Raw genomic sequence first — 18,646 nt, forward strand, 5'->3', positions numbered from 1 at the left:
TGTGATCCTCGCCGAACGACGGGGCGCGAGTCGAATTCAGGGGCTCCGAGGGGGCCGGTGTCGCGGTTGATTCCGGCCGCCTGATCCTTCGTACCGGCGGCCTTAGCCCAGCGTCCGCAGCGCCGGTACGAACGCCACCAGCACCGGCACCACGGGCGCCAGCGAGGCCGCCGCGGTGAGCCGCAGCCGCCGGGCCGGCGAGAGCCGGTCCGGGGGAGTGAGCAGCCGGTTCACCCGCTGCGGCACATGGGTGTGCGGGGTGGCCCCGTGGCCGAACACGCCCCGGTCCTCGTTGAGTTCCACCAGCGCCAGGGCGGTGGTCAGGCGGCCGAAGCGCCGGGAGGCCGTGTCGTCGGCGGCGAGTTCGACCAGCCGGTGCATCTCGTCACGGAACGCGGCGAACACCGGCACCTGCGGAAACCCGCCCGCCAGCGCGGCCGAGCAGTGCAGCAGCCAGTCGTGCCGCGCCTGCGCGTGCCCCTCCTCATGGGCCAGTACGGCGTCCAGCTGCCGGCCCTTCAGCCGGCGCAACGCGGCGGTGCTGACGACCAGTTGGGGCCGCGCGCCCGGCAGCCACCAGGCGTCGGGCTTCTCGCCCTCGAGGACGACCAGCCGGTGACGTTCGGGCTCCTCGCCGGGCAACCGCGGGGCGCGGACGAGGAGTTCGGCCTCCCGCCGACGTCGCCGGGTGTGTGCCCGTGCGATCTCGCGGACCAGCATCGCCGCGCTCCACGCCCCGCCCAGCGCGAGCGCCACCGCGGTCGTGGCGGCCCAGGGGCCGGTGGGGCCGAAGGCGTAGGCCTCCACGACGGCGTGCGGCGCGGGCGCGAACACATGGCCCCGGACCGCCTGCCAGGCCGCCGCCGCGCTGAGCGTCATCGCCAGCGCACAGCACAGGAGCACGGCCGCCACCACGCACTGCCACACCCACAGGGCGACCACGGGTTCACGGTCCGGCCAGTCGGCCCGGGCGATCAGCCGAGGGGCGACCACGGCGGTCAGGGCGCCGAGCAGCAACAGTGCCGCGGGGACCATCATGGGTGCACCCTATGAGCGGCGGAACACTCAGGGGTACGGCTTGTTACGCCGAAGTGACGCAGACCACGGCCGTATGCGGGCCCGTACTTACAGCGCCAGCAGCATCGCGACCATCCCGATCCCCATCGACAGCCGGCAGGCCCGCGCTAGCTCCGGCCGGTCGCCCCACCCCACGCTCCCGCCACCGGCACCGACGGGCACCAGCCGCGCGCCGGACAGCAGCACGTACGCCATGAAGTACGCCAGCAGCGCCGCCGTGACGAGCGGGACGCCGGAATCGCCGTGCCGTCCCGGCGAGGCGGCCATCGCCAGGGCCATGTAGACCATGGCCGCGGCACCGATCAGGTGGTGCAGATGGTGGGCGTGCGTCCGAGCCGCCCACAACGCGTGCAGCGCGGCCACGCCGAACACGGCCGCGTACACGGGCCAGGTCCAGGAAGGCGGCGTGAACACCGCGGCCGGTACGGCCATCGCGGCCATGCCGAAACCCATCAGCGCCTCACCGCCCGCGGCACGGCGCTGCTCCTCGACGCTGCTGCGCATCCGCAGCAGACAGTAGGCCCCGGTCGCCGCGCACAGCACGACCAGCAGCCAGCCGGACGAACCCGGTCCGTGCACACGCACCTCCGCGGTCGGCGGTCACGTCCACTCGGTCAGGGGATGCCCGGGGCAGACGGCGCGCATACGAGCGCAAGGGTGTACGCGGGGGGCTTTGGTGGAGCACGTGAAGGCGAGGGTGGGTGACAGCGAACCGACGAACTTGAGCGCGCCTCAGCCCTCGTCCCCCGCGAGGTAGACCCCGAACACCGCCCCCTGCGGATCCCGCAGCACCGCGATCCGCGGCCCGTGCGGTACGGACGTCGGCTCCATGAGGACCGTGCCGCCCGCTCCCGCCGCGGTGGCCGCGCTGATGTCCACGTCGGCCACCGCGAAGTAGGGCAGCCAGTGGGTCGGCACGTCAGGCGGGAACTTGTCGTCCATCGTCGTCATGCCGCCGAAGTCGGCGCCGTCGATGCCCCACTGCGTGTAGTGCGCGGAGGAGTTGACGCTCCAGCCGAAGACCGTCGTGTAGAAGGGCTCGGCGCGCTCCGGCGCCCGGGTCAGCAACTCCACCCAGCCCAGCGCGCCGGGCGCGTTGAACAGCCCGGCGCCCGGGAACGCCCGCGCCTGCCACAGCTGGAAGGCGGCACCGGTCGGATCGAGAGCCACCGCGAAGCGGCCCACGTCGAACACGTCCGTCGGACCGACCAGCACCGTCCCGCCGGCCTCCGCCACCCGCTGCGCCGCCTCGTCGGCGTCGGCCACCGCGAACGACACGTTCCACGCGACGGGCTGCCCTTCCTGGTACAGCGGGGTCAGCGCGGCGACCGGGGCGTCGCCGAGGTGGGCCATCGTGTAGCCGCCCGCGTCCTCGCGCGGATCCGTCACGGTGCGCCAGCCGAACAGCTCCTCGTAGAACCGCTTGGCCGACGTCAGGTCATCGGTTCCCAGCTCGGTCCAGCAGGGTCCGCCGGGCACCGGCTTGTCGAGCTTCATGGCGATCCTTCCGTAGGGCGGACACGGCGATCCCCTCCAGCACGCTATGCCCCGCTCGGGCGCCCGGCCATCCGACGCGAATCCACTGGTGCCCGGCGCCGCCGCCGACGTACGCTCGGCCCCGTACCGCATCGCATGGCGGCCTCCAGCCCGACCCGTTCTCCCGGAGGTCCCGCATGCCCGCGCCCACCGTGCGCCCCTTCCACCGCGCCGACCGCGACCTGCTCACCGACCTGATCAACGCGCATGTCGCCGCCGTCGTCCCCGGTGTCTCCGTCTCGGTGAACACCGTCCTCAGCAGCCTGGAGCGACAGCCGGACGAGTTCATCACCGACCCTTGGGTGGCCGAGCGGGTGACGCTCGTCGCCGAGCAGCGCGACTACGTCGTGGCCGCCGCGCATCTACTGCGGTACCGCGCCGACGCCGAAGTGGGGGAGTGCTACCGGGACATCGGTGAGATCGACTGGCTCGTCTGCCACCCGCCGGCCTCGTTCTGGCCGGACCCCGACGAGGCGGCCGACCTGCTGATGAGCGCGTGCCTCGCGCAACTGGCCCGCTGGGGTGTCCGCGCCTGCTACGCGAGCGGCGAGCTGCCTGCCCCGGTCGTGTACGGCCTGCCGCGGAACTGGCCGCACATCCGTGCCGTCTACGAGCGGGCCGGCTTTCGGCACACGGGGGACACGGAGGTCATCCTGATCGCGCGGGTGGCAGACCTGCCGGTATCTGAGCCGTGGGCGGGCGTCACGGTCGAGCGCACGCTGGGGGAGTGCGGTACGCGGCTCACGGCGTACGCCGATGGCGCTCCTCTGGGCTTCATCGAGGTCGACACGGCGTTGGCCCGCCCTGAACGCCACGCCCGCGCGGGTGGCTTCGCCGACATCGGCAACCTGCACGTTGAGCCGGTTCAGTACGGACGGGGCGTTGAGCGGCGGCTGCTTGCCCGGGCCGCGGATTGGCTGCGGTTGTGTGGGGCGGATCGGCTGCTTGCCTACGAGGGGGCTACGGACGGAACGATGATCGGGCATCTGACCTCGGCGGGGTTTCGGGAGCTGGCCCGGACCGATCGGGGGTGGGCGCTTTCCGGGGTGCCGCGCTAGGTCGTTGAGCGTCTGCGGGTTGGTTGTGGCTGGTCGCGCAGTTCCCCGCGCCCCTTTCGGGGCGCTCAAGTACCCGGCCTATAGCGGATCGGGTGGTCCGGCGGTACCTCCACCAGCACGATTCGCGTTCCGTCCGGATCCGTCACCCACATCTCGATCAGGCCCCACGGTTCCTTCAGCGGCTCCCGGGCGATGTGGACGCCCTTCGTTCGTAGCTCCTCGTGCGCTGCGGTCGCGTTCTCGACCTGGAGCCATAGGCGCACGGCCGGGGACGGTGGAGTGTCCGAGCGGCCGGAGAGTTCCAGGAAGCCGCCGCCGAGGAAGTAGACCGTGCCGCGTTCCGGGCCCGTGCCGAACTCGCGGTAGACGGCCAGGCCCAGTTGCTCGCCGTAGAAACGCCGGGACCGCTCGGGATCGGTGGGGCGCAGGAGGGTCCGGCTGCTCAGTACGTGCACCATGCACCCGGAGCCTAGTGGCTGCGTTACTCTCGTCGGTGCCTGAGCCGCGCCGCAGATCGGAGTCGTACTCCATGGAGACCGCAGCCAACGGACTGACGTTCCGAGACGCTGTCGACAGCGATGTGGACGCGCTGGTCGCACTGATCGAGTCGGCGTACCGCGGTGACTCCAGCAGGACCGGATGGACCACGGAGGCGGACATCCTCCAGGGGCAGCGGACCGATCCGGAGGGTGTGTGGGCCGTGATCAAGTCGCCGGACAGCCGGCTGCTGACGGTCGAGCGGGACGGGCGGGTCGTCGCGTGCTGCCAGCTCGAACACCGCGGTGACCACGCCTACTTCGGGATGTTCGCGGTCAGCCCTGATCTCCAGGGTGAGGGCCTCGGCAAGGTGATCATGGCCGAGGCGGAGCGCACGGTCCGTGAGGAGTGGGGGGCCACGGAGATGCACATGACCGTGATCTCCGTACGCGATGACCTGATCGCCTGGTACGAGCGGCGCGGCTACCGCCGTACGGGACGGATGACTCCGTTCCCGTACGGCGACGAGCGGTTCGGCATTCCGCTCCGCGACGACCTGCAGTTCGAGCTGCTGGTCAAGGAGCTGGGCTGAGCGTCACGCGGTGAAGCGGCCGGTGCGTTTGATCTCCGGGTAGTCGGTGGTGGCGCCGTCCAGCTCCAGAGCCCGTACGAGCCGCAGGTGGTCCTGGGTGTTCACCACCCAGCCGATGATCCTGAGGTCCGCCTTCCGGGCGTGCTCCACGATCTCCAGGGTGAGCCGGCGGATGTTGAGGCAGACCGTCCGCGCACCGGCCTCGACGGCGCGGTCCACGATGTCGGTGCCGTAGCGGCTGGCGATGAGCGCGGTGCGGACGCCGGGCACCAGGCGGGCGATCTCGGCGATCGCCTCGTCGTGGAACGAGGACACCTCGACCCGGGCGAGCAGATCCCGCCTGTGCATGACCTCGGACAGTGCCCGCGCCGCCGCCTCGTCCTTGATCTCGGCCTGGAGCGGGCACTTCACCGCGTCCAGGACCTCCTCGAAGACCGGTACGCGCTCCCCGCGGCCCGCGTCCAGGGCGCGCAGCTCGGAAAGGGTCTTCTCGGCGATCGGGCCGGTTCCGTCGGTCGTGCGGTCCACGTCCGCGTCGTGCATGACGACGAGGGCGCCGTCCTTGCTCAGGTGCAGATCGAGTTCGATGACGTCGAGGCCGGCGTGCTCGGCGGCGACGAAGGAACGGAGGGTGTTCTCGGGTTCGATACCCATGACTCCGCGGTGACCGATGGTAAGGAAGTTCAAGGTTCCAACTCGCTTCCGTCGACGGCGGCTCGGGCACACGGGAAACGACACGGACGTTTCGCGCGGCAGGGCCGCAGCCTAATGGCCCTTCCCTGTGATGTACCCGCGCGTTCACCGGGGATTGGCGTGGCGCGTAAGGCGGATCTGCCCGTCGTCGCCGGGCGCGGTCACCCGGGCGTGGGCGAGTCCTGTGCGGATTGACCGCGGGTGGCGCCGACGCTCGTGCCATGTGTGCCCGCGTGCGGCCGAAGTAATCGCCGTCACGGCATCAGGCGGGAAAAAGTTCGGTGACAGTGGGGTGTGCGCAGGATAATTTCCCGAGGCTGCCCTTGCTGGAAGAAACCCCGTATGCATACGGTGTCCTTACGCGAGGTTCTCCCGTGGAGGATGGGGCATGACGGAAATTCTTGTGCAGGTGGGTTCGGCGGACCGGGTTCCGCCGGTGGTCAGGGTGGTGGAGCATCCGGCATGGCCCGTGCTCAAGGATGCCGTGGAGCGGATCCGGCCGTGGCAGTCCAAGGACGGATCGATCGACTTCGAGGCCGAGGGCGCCCCCGAGCGCGCGAACGCCGAACGCGTCGTGCGCCGGATCATCGACGCCGTCGCGGAGCTCTCCCCGCTGCTCCCGCACGACCGCGCCTACCACGAGGCCCTCGTCGAGGACCTGCGCCGCTGGGCCGGCGGCGGGTTCGGCGTGCCGGACTTCCTCGACTCGCTGCTGGCGTTCCAGCCCGCCGCGCACCGCGCGGACGGCCTCCAGCATCTGGTCGTCTTCCCGATGTACACGCAGAACGGCAACCCCGACCGCAACCTCGAAGCGGTCGTCCTGCGCATGGTCTGGCCGGACTGGCTGGCCGAGCTGGAGCGCACCCGCTATGACAACCCGCTGTTCTGCGGCATCAAGTTCGAGGACTTCACGGCCGGTTACGACACCAACTCCGCCGTCCTCTTCCCCGAGACGATCGCCGTGCGCGAGGCGCCCGAACGCTTCTCCTGGGGCGGCATCTTCTGTGACCGTGAGGCCGCCCGCTTCCGCCGCGTGACCGCGGCCGCCGTGGACGTCCTCGGCCTCGAGCTGCCCGAGGACATCGCCGCCATGGTCCACGACCAGAAGCGCTGCGAGGAGGCCTTCGTCCTGTGGGACATGGTCCACGACCGCACCCACAGCCATGGCGACCTGCCCTTCGACCCGTTCATGATCAAGCAGCGCCAGCCGTTCTGGATGTACGGCCTGGAAGAGCTGCGCTGCGACCTCACCGCCTTCAAGGAGGCCGTGAAGCTGGCCGCGGACGGGGTGCCGCAGGCCCGTGACGTGCAGTACGCGGTGCTCTTCGACCGCATGTTCCGCTTCCCGGTCACCGGCGAGCGCGTCCGCAACTACGACGGCCTCGGCGGCCAGCTCCTCTTCGCCTACCTGCACAAGCACGATGTCGTCCGCTGGACCGACAACAAGCTCTCCATCGACTGGGAGCGCGCACCCCAGGTCACCAACCAGCTGTGCGCCGACATCGAGCAGCTGTACCGGGACGGCATCGACCGCCCCAAGCTCGTCCACTGGTTCAAGGGGTACGAGCTGGTCTCCACCTACCTCGCTCCGCACCCCGGCTCCAAGTGGGCCAAGGGTCCCGACGCCCTGGACCTGACCCTGCCGCCGCGCAAACTCGTCGATGACGTGCTTCCGGACGAGTTTCCCCTGAGCATGTTCTATGAGGCGCTGTCCAAGAAGCTGAAGAACGTGATTGCCTCGACTCGGGGCATCACGGCGGACACCGCCGAGCGGGTCGCCGCGTGAGCGACCGCACCAATAACGCTCAGGAGGCGAAGATCATGGGGAACGGGGCTCTCAGCGGTGCGGTGATCGCGGTGGCCGGTGCGGGCGGACCCGCCGGGCGGGCGGCGCTGCTCAGGCTGGCCGAGGCGGGTGCGACCGTCGTCGGCTCGGACAACGACCCGGAGCGGCTGGCCGAGGCGGTGGACGCGGCCAGCTTCGCCCACGGCGGAGCCACCGTCGTCGGTGACACCGTCGATCTGCTCGACCTCCAGTCCACCCAGGACTGGGCCACGCGTATCGAGAAGGACTTCGGCCGGGTCGACGGCCTGGTCCACCTCGTCGGCGGCTGGCGCGGCAGCGAGACCTTCACCCGGACCAGCCTCGACGACTGGGACTTCCTCGAGCTGCTGCTGATCCGCACCGTGCAGCACACCTCCCTCGCCTTCCACGAGGCGCTGCAGCGCAGTGACCGCGGCCGGTACGTCCTGATCAGCGCGGCCGGCGCCAGCAAGCCCACCGCGGGCAACGCCGCCTACGCCGCCGCCAAGGCCGCCGCCGAGGCGTGGACGCTGGCCACGGCCGACTACTTCCGCAAGGCCGGGGGCGAGCAGGGCCCGAACGCGGCGGCTGCGATCCTGGTGGTGAAGGCGCTGGTGCACGACGCGATGCGCGCCGAGCGACCCAACGCGAAGTTCGCGGGCTTCACGGACGTCAAGGACCTGGCCGACGCCGTCGTCGGAGTCTGGGAGAAGCCCGCCGCCGAAGTGAACGGACACCGTCTGTGGCTGACCGAGAAGCCGTGAACCCTCCGAAGACCGACGCCCGCCGCCATCACGACCCGGAGCTCCGCGGTTTCGCCAGCGACAACTACGCCGGGGCCCACCCCGAGGTGCTCGCCGCCCTGGCCCTGGCCAACGGCGGGCACCAGGTCGCGTACGGCGAGGACGTCTACACCGAGAACCTCCAGCGGATCATCCGCAGCCACTTCGGCGCCACCGCGGAGGCCTTCCCCGTCTTCAACGGCACCGGCGCCAACGTCGTCGCGCTCCAGGCGGTCACCGACCGCTGGGGCGCGGTGATCTGTGCCGAGAGCGCACACATCAACGTCGACGAGGGCGGCGCCCCCGAGCGCATGGGCGGCCTGAAGCTGCTCACCGTGCCCACACCCGACGGCAAGCTCACCCCCGAGCTGATCGACCGGCAGGCGTATGGCTGGGACGACGAGCACCGGGCCATGCCGCAGGTCGTCTCGATCGCCCAGAGCACCGAACTCGGCACCGTCTACACGCCGGACGAGATCCGCGCCATCTGCGAGCACGCCCACGCGCACGGCATGAAGGTCCACCTCGACGGCTCCCGCCTCGCCAACGCGGCGGCCTCGCTCAACATGCCCATGCGGACCTTCGCCGACGCGGTCGGCGTCGACCTCCTCTCGCTGGGCGGGACCAAGAACGGCGCGCTGTTCGGCGAGGCGGTCGTCGTCATCAACCAGGACGCCGTCAGCCATATGAAGCACCTGCGCAAGCTGTCCATGCAGCTCGCCTCCAAGATGCGCTTCGTGTCGGTCCAGTTGGAGGCGCTGTTCGCCAAGGACCTGTGGCTGCGCAACGCCCGCCACTCCAACGAGATGGCCCAGCGGCTCGCGGAGGGCGTGCGCGCGGTGCACGGCGTCGAACTGCTCTACCCGGTGCAGTCCAACGCCGTGTTCGCGCACCTCCCGCACGACGTGAGCGAGCGCCTGCAGAAGCGGTTCCGCTTCTACTTCTGGGACGAGGCCGCGGGCGACGTCCGCTGGATGTGCGCCTTCGACACGACCGAGGAGGACGTGGACGCGTTCGTGGCGGCGCTCAAGGAGGAGATGGCCCGCTGAGGGCCGCGCCGTGCGTCAGTTGACGACGATGGCCGTCGTGTTGTTGCGCAGATTCGGATCGAACCGGCGGATGTCGAGCTCCGCGTCGTCGATGACGGTGGCGACGGTGGTGCGTGCCCCGCGCACCACCCGGTCGATCCGCAACTGGACCCCGATGGTGTAGGACGCCTTGTCGTGCAGGTAGATCGGCGTCCAGCAGAAGTACGTCGTGGCGGCCGGACCCTCCTCGGACGGCGGCAGCGCATAGCAGTCCTCCGGCAGTCCGACGACCGTCGTCCCCTCCGGCGCCTGGAACCGCACCGTGCTCACGGGCGCGCCCGCACCCAGCGACGCCACCCACGCCGGGCCGCGGTTGTGCACGGTCACCCCCGCGGTCACGGTGTCACCGACGGCCCCGGTCACCCGGCTGCCGATGAGTTTCAGGTCCGCGGTGTTCCGGGCCTCGAGGATCACGCTGCGTGCGTTGTCCGACAGGTCGAGGTCGTCGTCCCCGGCCGCGGTCACCGGAAGAAGGTCCAGCTCGGTGCCGGTGCCCCGGGTCCACGTCCAGTCGCCGCGGAGGTCTTCCAGCCTCTCGTCCGCATACGGCTCGACGGAGTGGTCGAACCGCTCGTACAGCGCCTTCCGCCCGACGCCCAGCTCGGTCACCAGCGCGTACTCCTGCCCCGGCGCCACCGGTTCGTCCAGCACGCACACCGCCGATGTGCCGGTCTCGTGCTGCCGGTACTCGCAGTTGGAGTGCCGCTCCTCGAACCGCAGGCCGTAGGAGGCGTTGAGCCACAGCAGCGTCCGGTCCACGGCGCGGTTGCCACTGTTGGCGACCGTCGCCCGCACGCTGGTGTCCGTGCCCGGCCTGAGTCCCCGCTGGTACTCGGCCTGGCTGAGCCCGAGATCCGGTCCGTCGCCGAGGGTGACCAGGGTCTCCGAGGTGTGCGACGTCAGCTCCCCGGCGGTGGCCGTGTAGCGCACGGACCCCGATGTGCTGAGGTCCGCGTCCGGCAGCGCGCGCAGCCCGAGCCGCGCGGCGGTCACGCTCGCCGTCCCGGTCGGCATCTCCGGGAAGGCGCAGCTCGCCTGGACGGCCGACTCGGGCACGCAGTTGTCCGGCCACGACACCTGCGCGAAGGAGGCGATCTCGCTCGCGTCCACGGTCAGCTGCCCGGCCGGAACGCCGTTGTCGAGGTTGTCGTGGGTGATGTCCACAGTGAGCCGGCGCTCAGGTGCGCCGCCGTCCGCGTCCGGCCCCGGCAACACCGTCTCGGACGGCACGCTGATCCACAGCTGGTCGGAAACGGCCTGCGCGGCCCCGGTCTCGGCCACTGCCAGAGCGCAGCCGGCGAGCGCCCCCGCGAGAAGGCGGAGCCTCACACGTCGTGTCGGTCTGGTCTGCGTCCGCTTCATCTGTTCCCCCTCGTCGACGGTCTGCCGGTGACCGAGACCGGCGGCGCGGGAGATGGGTTGTGCTTGAGCGGCGGGTTGCGGCGGTCTTCGGCCGTTTTTCACCGGCAGACCCTGCTGCCGCATAAATATGCAGTCAAGGGAAAGTTCATTGACGGCCAGGTGGTCGCATTCCTATGCTCTGCGGACATGGAGCTCACTCAGGAAACCCCTGACCTGTCCGCCTATTTGGCTGCCGACGACGTCATCGACCACGACCATCCGCGCGTACGGACGGCGGCTGCCCGCCTGGCCGGGAAGGCGCAGGACTCGTATGCCTATGCGCGGCTGGCGTTCGAGTTCGTGCGCGACACCATCCCGCACTCGCAGGACTCCGGCGATCCGCGGGTCACCTGGCGCGCTTCCGATGTCCTGGAACAGGGCACCGGCATCTGCTACGCCAAGGCGCACGCCCTTGCGGCGCTGCTGCGGGCCGAGGACATTCCGACGGCGTTCTGCTATCAGCGGCTGGCGGACGACGGCGACGGGCATGTCGTGCACGGTCTGGTCGCCGTCCGGTTCAACGGCGCCTGGCATCGGCAGGACCCCAGGGGCAACAAACCCGGCGTGGACGCCCAGTTCTCGCTGGACGGTGAGCGGCTGGCGTTCGTGGCCGAGCCCAAGTCCAATGAGGTGGACTATCCGGTGTTGTACGCTGAACCTCACCCGGTCGTGCTGAACGCGCTCAAGGCGGCGCGCGACCGGCCGCACCTGTGGCAGACGCTCCCCACCGCACTCTGAGGCAAGGCCGACCATGACTCTCACGCTGACCGTGTCCGACGAGGTGCGCGCCCTCGTGCCCGGGTTCACGCACGTCGCCATCGAGGCGCACGGCCTCGTCAACGGGCCCAGTACCGACGCCAGTTCGGCGCTCCTCGACGACGCGGCCCGGCGGCTCGCCGTACGCCTGGACGGGCGCCCGCCGCACGAGGACCCGCACATGGCGGCCTGGCGGGAGGCCTACACGGCCTTCGGGTCGAAGCCCTCACGCACCCGTAACTCGGCGGAGGCGCTGGCCAAGCGGGCATTGTCGGAGGCCGGGCTGCCCCGGATCAATGTGCTCGTCGACCTCTACAACGCCATCAGCGTCGCCCACCTGATCCCCGTGGGCGGCGAGGACCTCGACCACATCCAGGGCGGCATGCGTCTCGTCCGGGCCACCGGCGACGAGGACTTCGTGACTGTCGCCGCGGGCGAGGAGGTCGTCGAGCACCCCGATGCCGGCGAGGTCGTGTGGTGCGACGAGGCCGGGGTGACCTGCCGCCGCTGGAACTGGCGCCAGGGACCGCGCACCCGGCTCACCGAGGAGACCGTCTCGGCGATCTTCCTGTTGGAGAGCATGGCGCCGATGCCGGTCCCCGACGTCGAGACGGCGGCTGCCGAACTCGCCGAACTGCTGGCCAAGTTCAGCCCCGGCGCGCACATCGGGATCCGTCCCGCCGAACCGGCGCGGGACTGACCCGCCGAGACTCCGACGGTCGGTGTGACGCGGTGTCAGCGAGCCTCGGCCGCGCGGACCTCTTCCGGTGTCGGCGCCGTGCCACCGAGGTGCGCCGGCATCCACCAGGTGTCCTGGGCGTCCTTGGGTCGCACGGGGTAGGCGCGCTGCGCCGCTTCGAGGAGCTCCTGTACGGCCTCGCGCAGCTGGCGCGTGATGGCGCCGGCGTACTTGTCGCGGGACGCCTCGATCGCCTCGCCGACCCGGATGGTGATCGGGGTGTGGCTCCGCTTGAAGTTCTTCGGGTGGCCCTTGGTCCACAGCCGCTGCGTGCCCCACACGGCCATCGGGATCAGCGGTACGCCCGCCTCCTGGGCCATTCGCGCGGCGCCCGACTTGAAGGACTTCAGCGTGAACGACTCCGAGATCGTGGCCTCCGGGAAGACCCCGACGATTTCGCCGGAGCGCAGCGAGTCGAGCGCGTGCTGGTACGCCGCCTCACCCTGCTTGCGGTCCACGGGGATGTGCTTCATCCCGCGCATCAGCGGCCCGGAGATCTTGTGCCGGAACACGGACTCCTTGGCCATGAAGCGGACGAGCCGCTTCTGCGGGAGCGCCGCCAGGCCGTCGAAGATGAAGTCCAGGTAGCTGATGTGGTTGCTCACCAGCACGGCGCCGCCCGAGCGCGGAATGTTCTCCGATCCCTTGCAGTCGATCTTCAGGTCCCACGCCTTGAACAAAGTGAGGGCGAGACCGACAACGGGACGGTAGACAAGCTCTGCCATGGACGGGGTGAACCCTTCCTTCTCTGCCAGGGAAAGGGCTCCCGGCGGGAAAGTTACGCAGCCGTAGGTTTACGGCATCTCGCAGATCGTGCCCCAAGAACGCACGGACAGCCAGTGTTGGTTCCTGGGAACTGCGAGATCCTCGTCACGTCGACACCATGATCCACCTCGGGCTTTTACGTCGCCTTTACTTCGCATGTACGGCAATTCTCCGTACGACCAGGTACATCTCGCCGCCGACTAGTACCCGAATGCAGCATTGAGTAACGCGGCGACGTGCGCGGCAGGGCGAAGGAATCTTTGGAGTCGTGTGCATGCTGACGAGATGATGAGAGATGACGGACAGCGGCTCGGTGCCACCGAGTTGGGGCGGGATCTCGGCGAGCGCGCTACCCTCGTGCAGTTCTCCAGCGCCTTCTGCGCACCCTGCCGCGCGACCCGACGGGTCCTCGGTGAGGTGGCGGACATGGTGCCGGGTGTGGCCCATGTCGAGATCGACGCCGAGGCCCGGCTGGAGCTCGTACGCCGACTCGGCATCCTCAAGACCCCGACCGTGCTGGTCCTCGACGCCGACGGTCACGAGGTGCGGCGGGCAACCGGTCAACCGCGCAAGGCGGATGTGATCGCGGCGCTGGGCGAGGCGGTCTGAGTGCGTGAGCCAGCTCCCAGGTGGCGAGACGTACTTGACTGTGTGCACCACCTATCGTCAGCCTGACTCTATGCCTTCGGAACTCCTTCTCTTCGGACGGGCGCACATCGACCTCGTCCGTACCGCGAGCGCGCGCTGTCCGGGTCGTTGAACACCCAGCACACCGACAGGACCGCTGCCGACTCTCCCCAGAAGGACCACTCCATGACGGCCACGCCCGATCTGGTCACCCCTCAACTCGCCACGACCGACCTGTTCCGCTCCGTCTTCCGGCGGCACGCGGCGGGCGTCGCCGTGATCACCGCCTACGGTGACCGGGGCCCGGCCGGCTTCACCGCCACCTCCCTCACCTCGGTCTCCGCCGAACCCCCGCTCGTCTCCTTCGGCATCGGCACCGGCGCCTCCAGCTGGCCCGCGATAGCCGGGGCCGACCATGTCGGGGTGCACATACTCGGTGAGCACCAGCGCGAGCTGGCCGCGACCTTCGCGCGCAGCGGTGCCGACCGGTTCGGCCCGTCCACCGCCTGGCGGGAGGGGCCGGAAGGCGTTCCCGTCCTCGACGACGTCGTCGCCTGGCTCGTGTGCCGGGTGCACGCGCGCGTGCCCGCCGGGGATCACCGCGTGGTGCTCGCCGAGGTCGTGCACGGGGACCCCTCGGGACCCGGGCGTCCGCTCGTGTACCACCAGGGGCGGTTCACCGCACTGCGTGACTGACCGGGCTCCGGACTGTTCTGCGGGAGCGTCCAGTTCCGGTTACGCTGCGTTGCAAAGGTCACAGTTCAAAGCGCTTGCTTAGCGGGCAGGAACTGGGTGTACTGACGAGTAATATTCCGGTCGGAGCGCAGGCCGCCCCGACCGGGATCGGCCGCTTGGGGCGCCTATGCTGCCTGCAAGTAGGCAGCAGAGAAATGTCGATGCAGTAGGAGAGCCGGCGTGAGCTTGAGGATCGTTGTCACTGTGAAGTACGTGCCCGACGCCACTGGCGACCGGCACTTCGCCGATGACCTGACCGTCGACCGGGACGACGTGGACGGTCTGCTCTCCGAGCTCGACGAGTACGCGGTCGAGCAGGCGCTGCAGATCGCCGAGGACGCGGACGACGCCGAGATCACCGTCCTGACCGTGGGCCCCGAGGACGCCAAGGACGCGCTCCGCAAGGCCCTTTCGATGGGCGCCGACAAGGCGATCCACGTCGAGGACGACGACCTGCACGGCACCGACGCCATCGGCACCTCGCTGGTGCTGGCCAAGGCGATCGAGAAGGCCGGCTACGACCTGGTCATCTCCGGCATGGCCTCCACCGACGGCACCATGGGCGTCGTACCGGCACTGCTCGCCGAGCGTCTGGGCGTCCCGCAGGTCACGCTGCTCTCCGAGGTCTCCGTCGAGGACGGCACCGTGAAGGGGCGCCGGGACGGCGACGCCGCGTCCGAGACGCTGGAGGCTTCCCTCCCGGCCGTCGTGTCGGTCACCGACCAGTCGGGCGAGGCGCGTTACCCGTCCTTCAAGGGCATCATGGCGGCCAAGAAGAAGCCGGTGGAGTCCTGGGACCTGTCCGACCTGGACCTGGAGGCGGAGGAGGTCGGCCTGGAGGGTTCCTACACGGTCGTCGACTCCGCGGCCGAGCGCCCGGCCCGTACGGCGGGCACGATCGTCAAGGACGAGGGCGAGGGCGGCAAGCAGCTCGCTGAGTTCCTCGCGGGCCAGAAGTTCATCTGAGCCCCGATTCGCTACCGCCCCCTCACACTTCGCAAGCAGGAGAGAAGAAGTCCCATGGCTGAAGTTCTCGTCTACGTCGACCACGTGGACGGTGCCGTCCGCAAGCCCACCCTGGAGCTGCTGACGCTGGCCCGCCGCGTCGGTGAGCCCGTCGCCGTCGCCCTGGGCAACGGTGCCGCCGACACCGCCGCCACGCTCGCCGAGCACGGCGCCGTGAAGGTCCTCACCCACGAGGCCGCCGAGTACGCCGACTACTTGGTCGTCCCGAAGGTGGACGCCCTGCAGGCAGCGGTCGAGGCCGTCTCCCCGGCCGCCGTGCTGGTGCCGTCCTCCGCCGAGGGCAAGGAGATCGCCGCCCGCCTCGCGCTGCGCATCGGCTCCGGCATCATCACCGACGCCATCGACCTGGAGGCCGGCGACGAGGGCCCGGTGGCCACGCAGTCGGTGTTCGCCGCCTCCTTCACCACCAAGTCCCGTGTCGCCAAGGGCACCCCGGTCATCACGGTCAAGCCCAACAGCGCCGCCGTGGAGGCCGCTCCGGCCGCGGGCAGCGTCGAGGCGCTCGCCGTGACCTTCTCCGAGAAGGCCACCGGCGCCAAGGTCACCGCCCGTACGCCGCGTGAGTCGACCGGCCGCCCGGAGCTGACCGAGGCCGCGATCGTGGTCTCCGGCGGCCGTGGCGTGAACGGCGCGGAGAACTTCGCGATCATCGAGGGACTCGCCGACTCCCTCGGCGCGGCCGTCGGTGCCTCGCGTGCCGCCGTCGACGCCGGCTGGTACCCGCACACCAACCAGGTCGGCCAGACCGGCAAGTCCGTCTCGCCGCAGCTGTACATCGCCTCCGGCATCTCCGGCGCCATCCAGCACCGCGCCGGTATGCAGACCTCGAAGACGATCGTGGCGATCAACAAGGACGCCGAGGCCCCGATCTTCGACCTCGTCGACTACGGCGTCGTCGGCGACCTCTTCGACGTCGTCCCGCAGCTCACCGAGGAGATCAAGACCCGCAAGGGCTGAGCCCCCGATAACTGGCCGCGCTGAACGAGGCCCCCGCGACCGTGCCCACGGTCGCGGGGGCCTCGGCTCATCCCAGGGTCAGCGACGCCTGCACCGGCAGATGGTCGCTCGGGAACTGCCCGTCCACGGCGAAGGTGTTGATCGACGCCTTGTGCGCCGTGACCCCCGGCGTGGTCAGGATCCAGTCGATCCGGTCGCCGTTCGGCGTCAGCGGCCGGTATCCGTGGAAGGTCGCGTACAGCGGGCCGCGCTCGGCGGCCGTGTCCCAGGTGTCGACGAGACCGGCGTCCAGCAGGGTGTCGTAGACGATGTTCTTGTGGGCGGCCACGTTGAAGTCGCCGGTCGCTATCAAGGGCAGGGAGCGGTCGAGGGCGGTGAGCCGCTGGGTGATGAGTTGGGCGGAGCGCTCGCGCGCGTACTGGCTGGCGTGGTCGAAGTGCGTGTTGAGGACGTAGAACTCCCGTCCGCCGTCGTGCCGGTCGCGGAAGCGGACCCAGGTGACCATCCGGGCGAAGCCCGCGCCCCAGGTGTTCGAGCCGATCACGTCCGGGGTGTCGGAAAGCCAGAAGTGGTCGTACTCGGTGGGCGTGAGGCGTCGCCTGTCGTAGAAGACCGCCATGGACTCGTCCCGGCTGCCGTGCAGGCGGCCGGTGCCGATCCAGTCGTAGTGGCTGCCGAGATCGTTCCCGATGTCGAGCAGCTGGTGGAAGATGCCCTCCTGGGTGCCGATGACGTGCGGGGCCTCGCGGTGCAGCAGTTCGCGCATCACCGGTCTGCGGACGGCCCAGCTGTTGGGCTCGGTGGTGCTGGCGAAGCGCAGGTTGAAGGACATGACCTTCAGACGACGGCCCGTGGATCGGGGTTCGCCCGCCGAGGCGGACGGTCCGGACAGTGCTGTACTGGAGATCGGAACGGCGACCGCCGCCGCTAACGCGGCCTTCATACCCAGACGGCGCGTGACTCGGCTGTGCTGCGGCACGGGGGCTCCTTCGGTAGGGCTGCCGGACGAGTCGTGCATACGGAAGTGTTCTACCGTCACGTGAGATGGGCGTGAACATGCCGATAGCCCGGAGTGGACCGATACGGAAGTGGTGTTGACCGGCGGGAAGATCCCCGGATAACTTCGTTCTACGGATTGTTGATTCCGTAGAGCGGAAAACAGGAGGCTGTGGGATGGGTCAGGGCCAGCAGGAGCAGGTGGCGACGAGCCTCGCGGGCGCCGTCAGCGAGGAGATCAGCGCCTCTCTCGCGCCGGTCGACGCCGAACTGGAGCGCCGCTATCCCGGCGACCCCGGCACCCGCCAGCCCGTCCACACCGTCTACGTCCCCGGAGACGTCTTCGCCGCCGGCACCGTCCGCTCCTGGGGCGACCAGGCCCTCACCGCCCTCGACGAACACGCCCCGGACGCCGCCTCCTTCGCCGCCGTCCTCGGCCTCGCGGACGACCTCGCCGAGCCCGTGTACGCGCGCGTGCGCGCCAAGCTGGAGCACGAGCCCATCGAAGACCTGCGCGTCGACTTCGAGGACGGCTACGGCCCGCGCCCGGAAGCCGAGGAGGACGAGGCGGCGGCCCGCGCGGCACGGCTGATCGCTCAGGCCTACGAGAACGGCACGGCGGCGCCGTACATGGGCATCCGCATGAAGTGCATGGAGGCGCCGGTCCGCGACCGGGGCATCCGCACCCTGGACATCTTCCTCACCGGCCTCATGGAGGCGGGCGGGCTGCCCGGCGGGCTGGTCCTGACGCTGCCCAAGGTGACCTACGCCGAGCAGGTCACCGCCATGGTGCGGCTCCTGGAGGCCTTCGAGAAGGCGCGCGGCATCGAGCCCGGCCGGATCGGCTTCGAGATCCAGATCGAGACCAGCCAGTCCATCCTCGCCGCCGACGGCACCGCGACCGTCGCCCGCATGATCCAGGCCGCCGAGGGCCGCGCCACCGGACTGCACTACGGCACCTTCGACTACAGCGCCTGCCTCGGCGTCTCCGCCGCCCACCAGGCCAGCGACCACCCCGCCGCCGACCACGCCAAGGCGATCATGCAGGTCGCGGCAGCTGGCACGGGCGTACGCGTGTCGGACGGCTCCACCAACGTCCTCCCGGTCGGCACGACCGAGAAGGTCCACGACGCCTGGCGACTGCACTACGGCCTCACCCGGCGCGCCCTGGCCCGCGCCTACTACCAGGGCTGGGACATGCACCCCGGGCACATCCCGACCCGGTATGCGGCCGTCTTCGCCTTCTACCGCGAGGGCTTCGAGCAGGCCGCGGCCCGGCTGACCCGGTACGCCAACCGGGCGGGTGGCGACGTCATGGACGAGCCCGCCACCGCCAAGGCCCTCAGCGGCTATCTGCTGCGCGGCCTGGACTGCGGCGCGCTGGACATCGCCGAGGTAGCCCGCGCGACCGGGCTGACCCGTGCCGACCTGGAGGGCTTCGCGGCGCCCAGGCGGGCCGATCTCACGGTCTTGGCCAAGTGACGAAGTAGCGGAGCTGTCACAGCCGAGGCCGCCCGGCCGCGTTGTCACTGGCGCC

The 18,646-nt window shown here is 70.3% G+C and carries 20 protein-coding genes; 12 read left to right on the forward strand and 8 right to left on the reverse strand.

Features of this window, described 5'->3' with window-relative positions; genetic code table 11:
• Positions 1–102: 102 nt before the first annotated feature.
• From OG828_RS42855 to OG828_RS42865, 3 genes are all read right to left on the reverse strand, one after another.
• Positions 103–1,038 (reverse strand): M56 family metallopeptidase, encoded by a 936-nt coding sequence (locus OG828_RS42855; RefSeq protein ID WP_328504198.1) that lies wholly within the window; start codon positions 1,036–1,038, stop codon positions 103–105.
• Between the two features lie 87 nt (positions 1,039–1,125).
• Positions 1,126–1,656, reverse strand: coding sequence for a DUF5134 domain-containing protein (locus OG828_RS42860; RefSeq protein WP_328369499.1), 531 nt, complete (start codon positions 1,654–1,656; stop codon positions 1,126–1,128).
• 153 nt (positions 1,657–1,809) lie between these two features.
• Positions 1,810–2,574 carry a VOC family protein gene (locus OG828_RS42865; RefSeq protein WP_328504199.1) on the reverse strand — a complete coding sequence of 255 codons (765 nt, stop codon included), beginning with the start codon at positions 2,572–2,574 and terminating at the stop codon, positions 1,810–1,812.
• A gap of 176 nt (positions 2,575–2,750) precedes the next feature.
• On the opposite strand from OG828_RS42865, the gene OG828_RS42870 reads away from it, so the two are divergent.
• Positions 2,751–3,671 (forward strand): N-acetyltransferase, encoded by a 921-nt coding sequence (locus tag OG828_RS42870; protein ID WP_328504200.1) that lies wholly within the window; start codon positions 2,751–2,753, stop codon positions 3,669–3,671.
• Between the two features lie 65 nt (positions 3,672–3,736).
• Here OG828_RS42870 and OG828_RS42875 read toward each other — a convergent pair whose 3' ends face one another.
• A complete protein-coding gene (locus tag OG828_RS42875; protein ID WP_328504201.1) occupies positions 3,737–4,129 on the reverse strand; it encodes a VOC family protein in 393 nt (130 codons plus the stop codon).
• 71 nt (positions 4,130–4,200) lie between these two features.
• On the opposite strand from OG828_RS42875, the gene OG828_RS42880 reads away from it, so the two are divergent.
• Positions 4,201–4,740, forward strand: a complete 540-nt coding sequence (locus OG828_RS42880; protein ID WP_328369511.1) for a GNAT family N-acetyltransferase — start codon at positions 4,201–4,203, stop codon at positions 4,738–4,740.
• A gap of 3 nt (positions 4,741–4,743) precedes the next feature.
• On the opposite strand, the gene OG828_RS42885 is transcribed toward OG828_RS42880, so the two are convergent.
• Positions 4,744–5,427 carry a glycerophosphodiester phosphodiesterase gene (locus OG828_RS42885; RefSeq protein WP_328369514.1) on the reverse strand — a complete coding sequence of 228 codons (684 nt, stop codon included), beginning with the start codon at positions 5,425–5,427 and terminating at the stop codon, positions 4,744–4,746.
• A gap of 394 nt (positions 5,428–5,821) precedes the next feature.
• Here OG828_RS42885 and OG828_RS42890 point away from each other — a divergent pair, with 394 nt between their 5' ends.
• Genes OG828_RS42890 through OG828_RS42900 form a run of 3 tightly spaced genes read left to right on the forward strand, consistent with a single transcriptional unit; the run spans position 5,822 to position 9,068 of the window.
• Positions 5,822–7,219, forward strand: a complete 1,398-nt coding sequence (locus OG828_RS42890) for a DUF6421 family protein (RefSeq protein ID WP_328504202.1) — start codon at positions 5,822–5,824, stop codon at positions 7,217–7,219.
• Positions 7,220–7,254: 35 nt separating this feature from the next.
• On the forward strand, positions 7,255–8,001 hold the full coding sequence (locus tag OG828_RS42895; RefSeq protein ID WP_328441927.1) for an SDR family oxidoreductase: 747 nt from the start codon (positions 7,255–7,257) through the stop codon (positions 7,999–8,001).
• Positions 7,998–9,068, forward strand: coding sequence for a threonine aldolase family protein (locus tag OG828_RS42900; RefSeq protein ID WP_328504203.1), 1,071 nt, complete (start codon positions 7,998–8,000; stop codon positions 9,066–9,068). Before OG828_RS42895 ends, OG828_RS42900 begins: the two co-directional genes overlap by 4 nt.
• A 15-nt stretch (positions 9,069–9,083) precedes the next feature.
• On the opposite strand, the gene OG828_RS42905 is transcribed toward OG828_RS42900, so the two are convergent.
• A complete protein-coding gene (locus OG828_RS42905; protein WP_328504204.1) occupies positions 9,084–10,388 on the reverse strand; it encodes a hypothetical protein in 1,305 nt (434 codons plus the stop codon).
• Positions 10,389–10,655: 267 nt separating this feature from the next.
• Between OG828_RS42905 and OG828_RS42910 the strand changes: the two genes are divergently transcribed.
• Together OG828_RS42910 and OG828_RS42915 are read left to right on the forward strand one after the other, a co-directional pair.
• Entirely contained in the window at positions 10,656–11,246 is a 591-nt protein-coding gene (locus OG828_RS42910) for a transglutaminase family protein (protein WP_328369525.1), read from the forward strand.
• A gap of 13 nt (positions 11,247–11,259) precedes the next feature.
• On the forward strand, positions 11,260–11,964 hold the full coding sequence (locus tag OG828_RS42915) for a B3/B4 domain-containing protein (protein WP_328504205.1): 705 nt from the start codon (positions 11,260–11,262) through the stop codon (positions 11,962–11,964).
• A gap of 35 nt (positions 11,965–11,999) precedes the next feature.
• Here the strand turns inward: OG828_RS42915 and OG828_RS42920 are convergent, their stop codons facing one another.
• Entirely contained in the window at positions 12,000–12,728 is a 729-nt protein-coding gene (locus OG828_RS42920; RefSeq protein ID WP_328369530.1) for a lysophospholipid acyltransferase family protein, read from the reverse strand.
• A gap of 325 nt (positions 12,729–13,053) precedes the next feature.
• Here OG828_RS42920 and OG828_RS42925 point away from each other — a divergent pair, with 325 nt between their 5' ends.
• From OG828_RS42925 to OG828_RS42940, 4 genes are all read left to right on the forward strand, one after another.
• Positions 13,054–13,377: a TlpA family protein disulfide reductase gene (locus OG828_RS42925; RefSeq protein WP_328504206.1), complete on the forward strand. Its 324-nt coding sequence runs from the start codon at positions 13,054–13,056 to the stop codon at positions 13,375–13,377.
• Between the two features lie 204 nt (positions 13,378–13,581).
• The gene (locus OG828_RS42930) at positions 13,582–14,091 is read left to right on the forward strand and encodes a flavin reductase family protein (protein ID WP_328504207.1); all 510 of its coding nucleotides are present in this window, start codon (positions 13,582–13,584) and stop codon (positions 14,089–14,091) included.
• Between the two features lie 219 nt (positions 14,092–14,310).
• Positions 14,311–15,096 carry an electron transfer flavoprotein subunit beta/FixA family protein gene (locus OG828_RS42935; RefSeq protein WP_210571365.1) on the forward strand — a complete coding sequence of 262 codons (786 nt, stop codon included), beginning with the start codon at positions 14,311–14,313 and terminating at the stop codon, positions 15,094–15,096.
• A 54-nt stretch (positions 15,097–15,150) separates the two neighbouring features.
• Positions 15,151–16,113: an electron transfer flavoprotein subunit alpha/FixB family protein gene (locus OG828_RS42940; protein WP_328504208.1), complete on the forward strand. Its 963-nt coding sequence runs from the start codon at positions 15,151–15,153 to the stop codon at positions 16,111–16,113.
• A gap of 67 nt (positions 16,114–16,180) precedes the next feature.
• Here the strand turns inward: OG828_RS42940 and OG828_RS42945 are convergent, their stop codons facing one another.
• On the reverse strand, positions 16,181–17,092 hold the full coding sequence (locus OG828_RS42945; protein ID WP_328369549.1) for an endonuclease/exonuclease/phosphatase family protein: 912 nt from the start codon (positions 17,090–17,092) through the stop codon (positions 16,181–16,183).
• A gap of 194 nt (positions 17,093–17,286) precedes the next feature.
• On the opposite strand from OG828_RS42945, the gene OG828_RS42950 reads away from it, so the two are divergent.
• On the forward strand, positions 17,287–18,591 hold the full coding sequence (locus OG828_RS42950; protein WP_328504209.1) for a DUF6986 family protein: 1,305 nt from the start codon (positions 17,287–17,289) through the stop codon (positions 18,589–18,591).
• Positions 18,592–18,646: the final 55 nt, after the last annotated feature.

Source organism: Streptomyces sp. NBC_00457 (assembly GCF_036014015.1).
Taxonomy (GTDB): Bacteria; Actinomycetota; Actinomycetes; order Streptomycetales; family Streptomycetaceae; genus Streptomyces.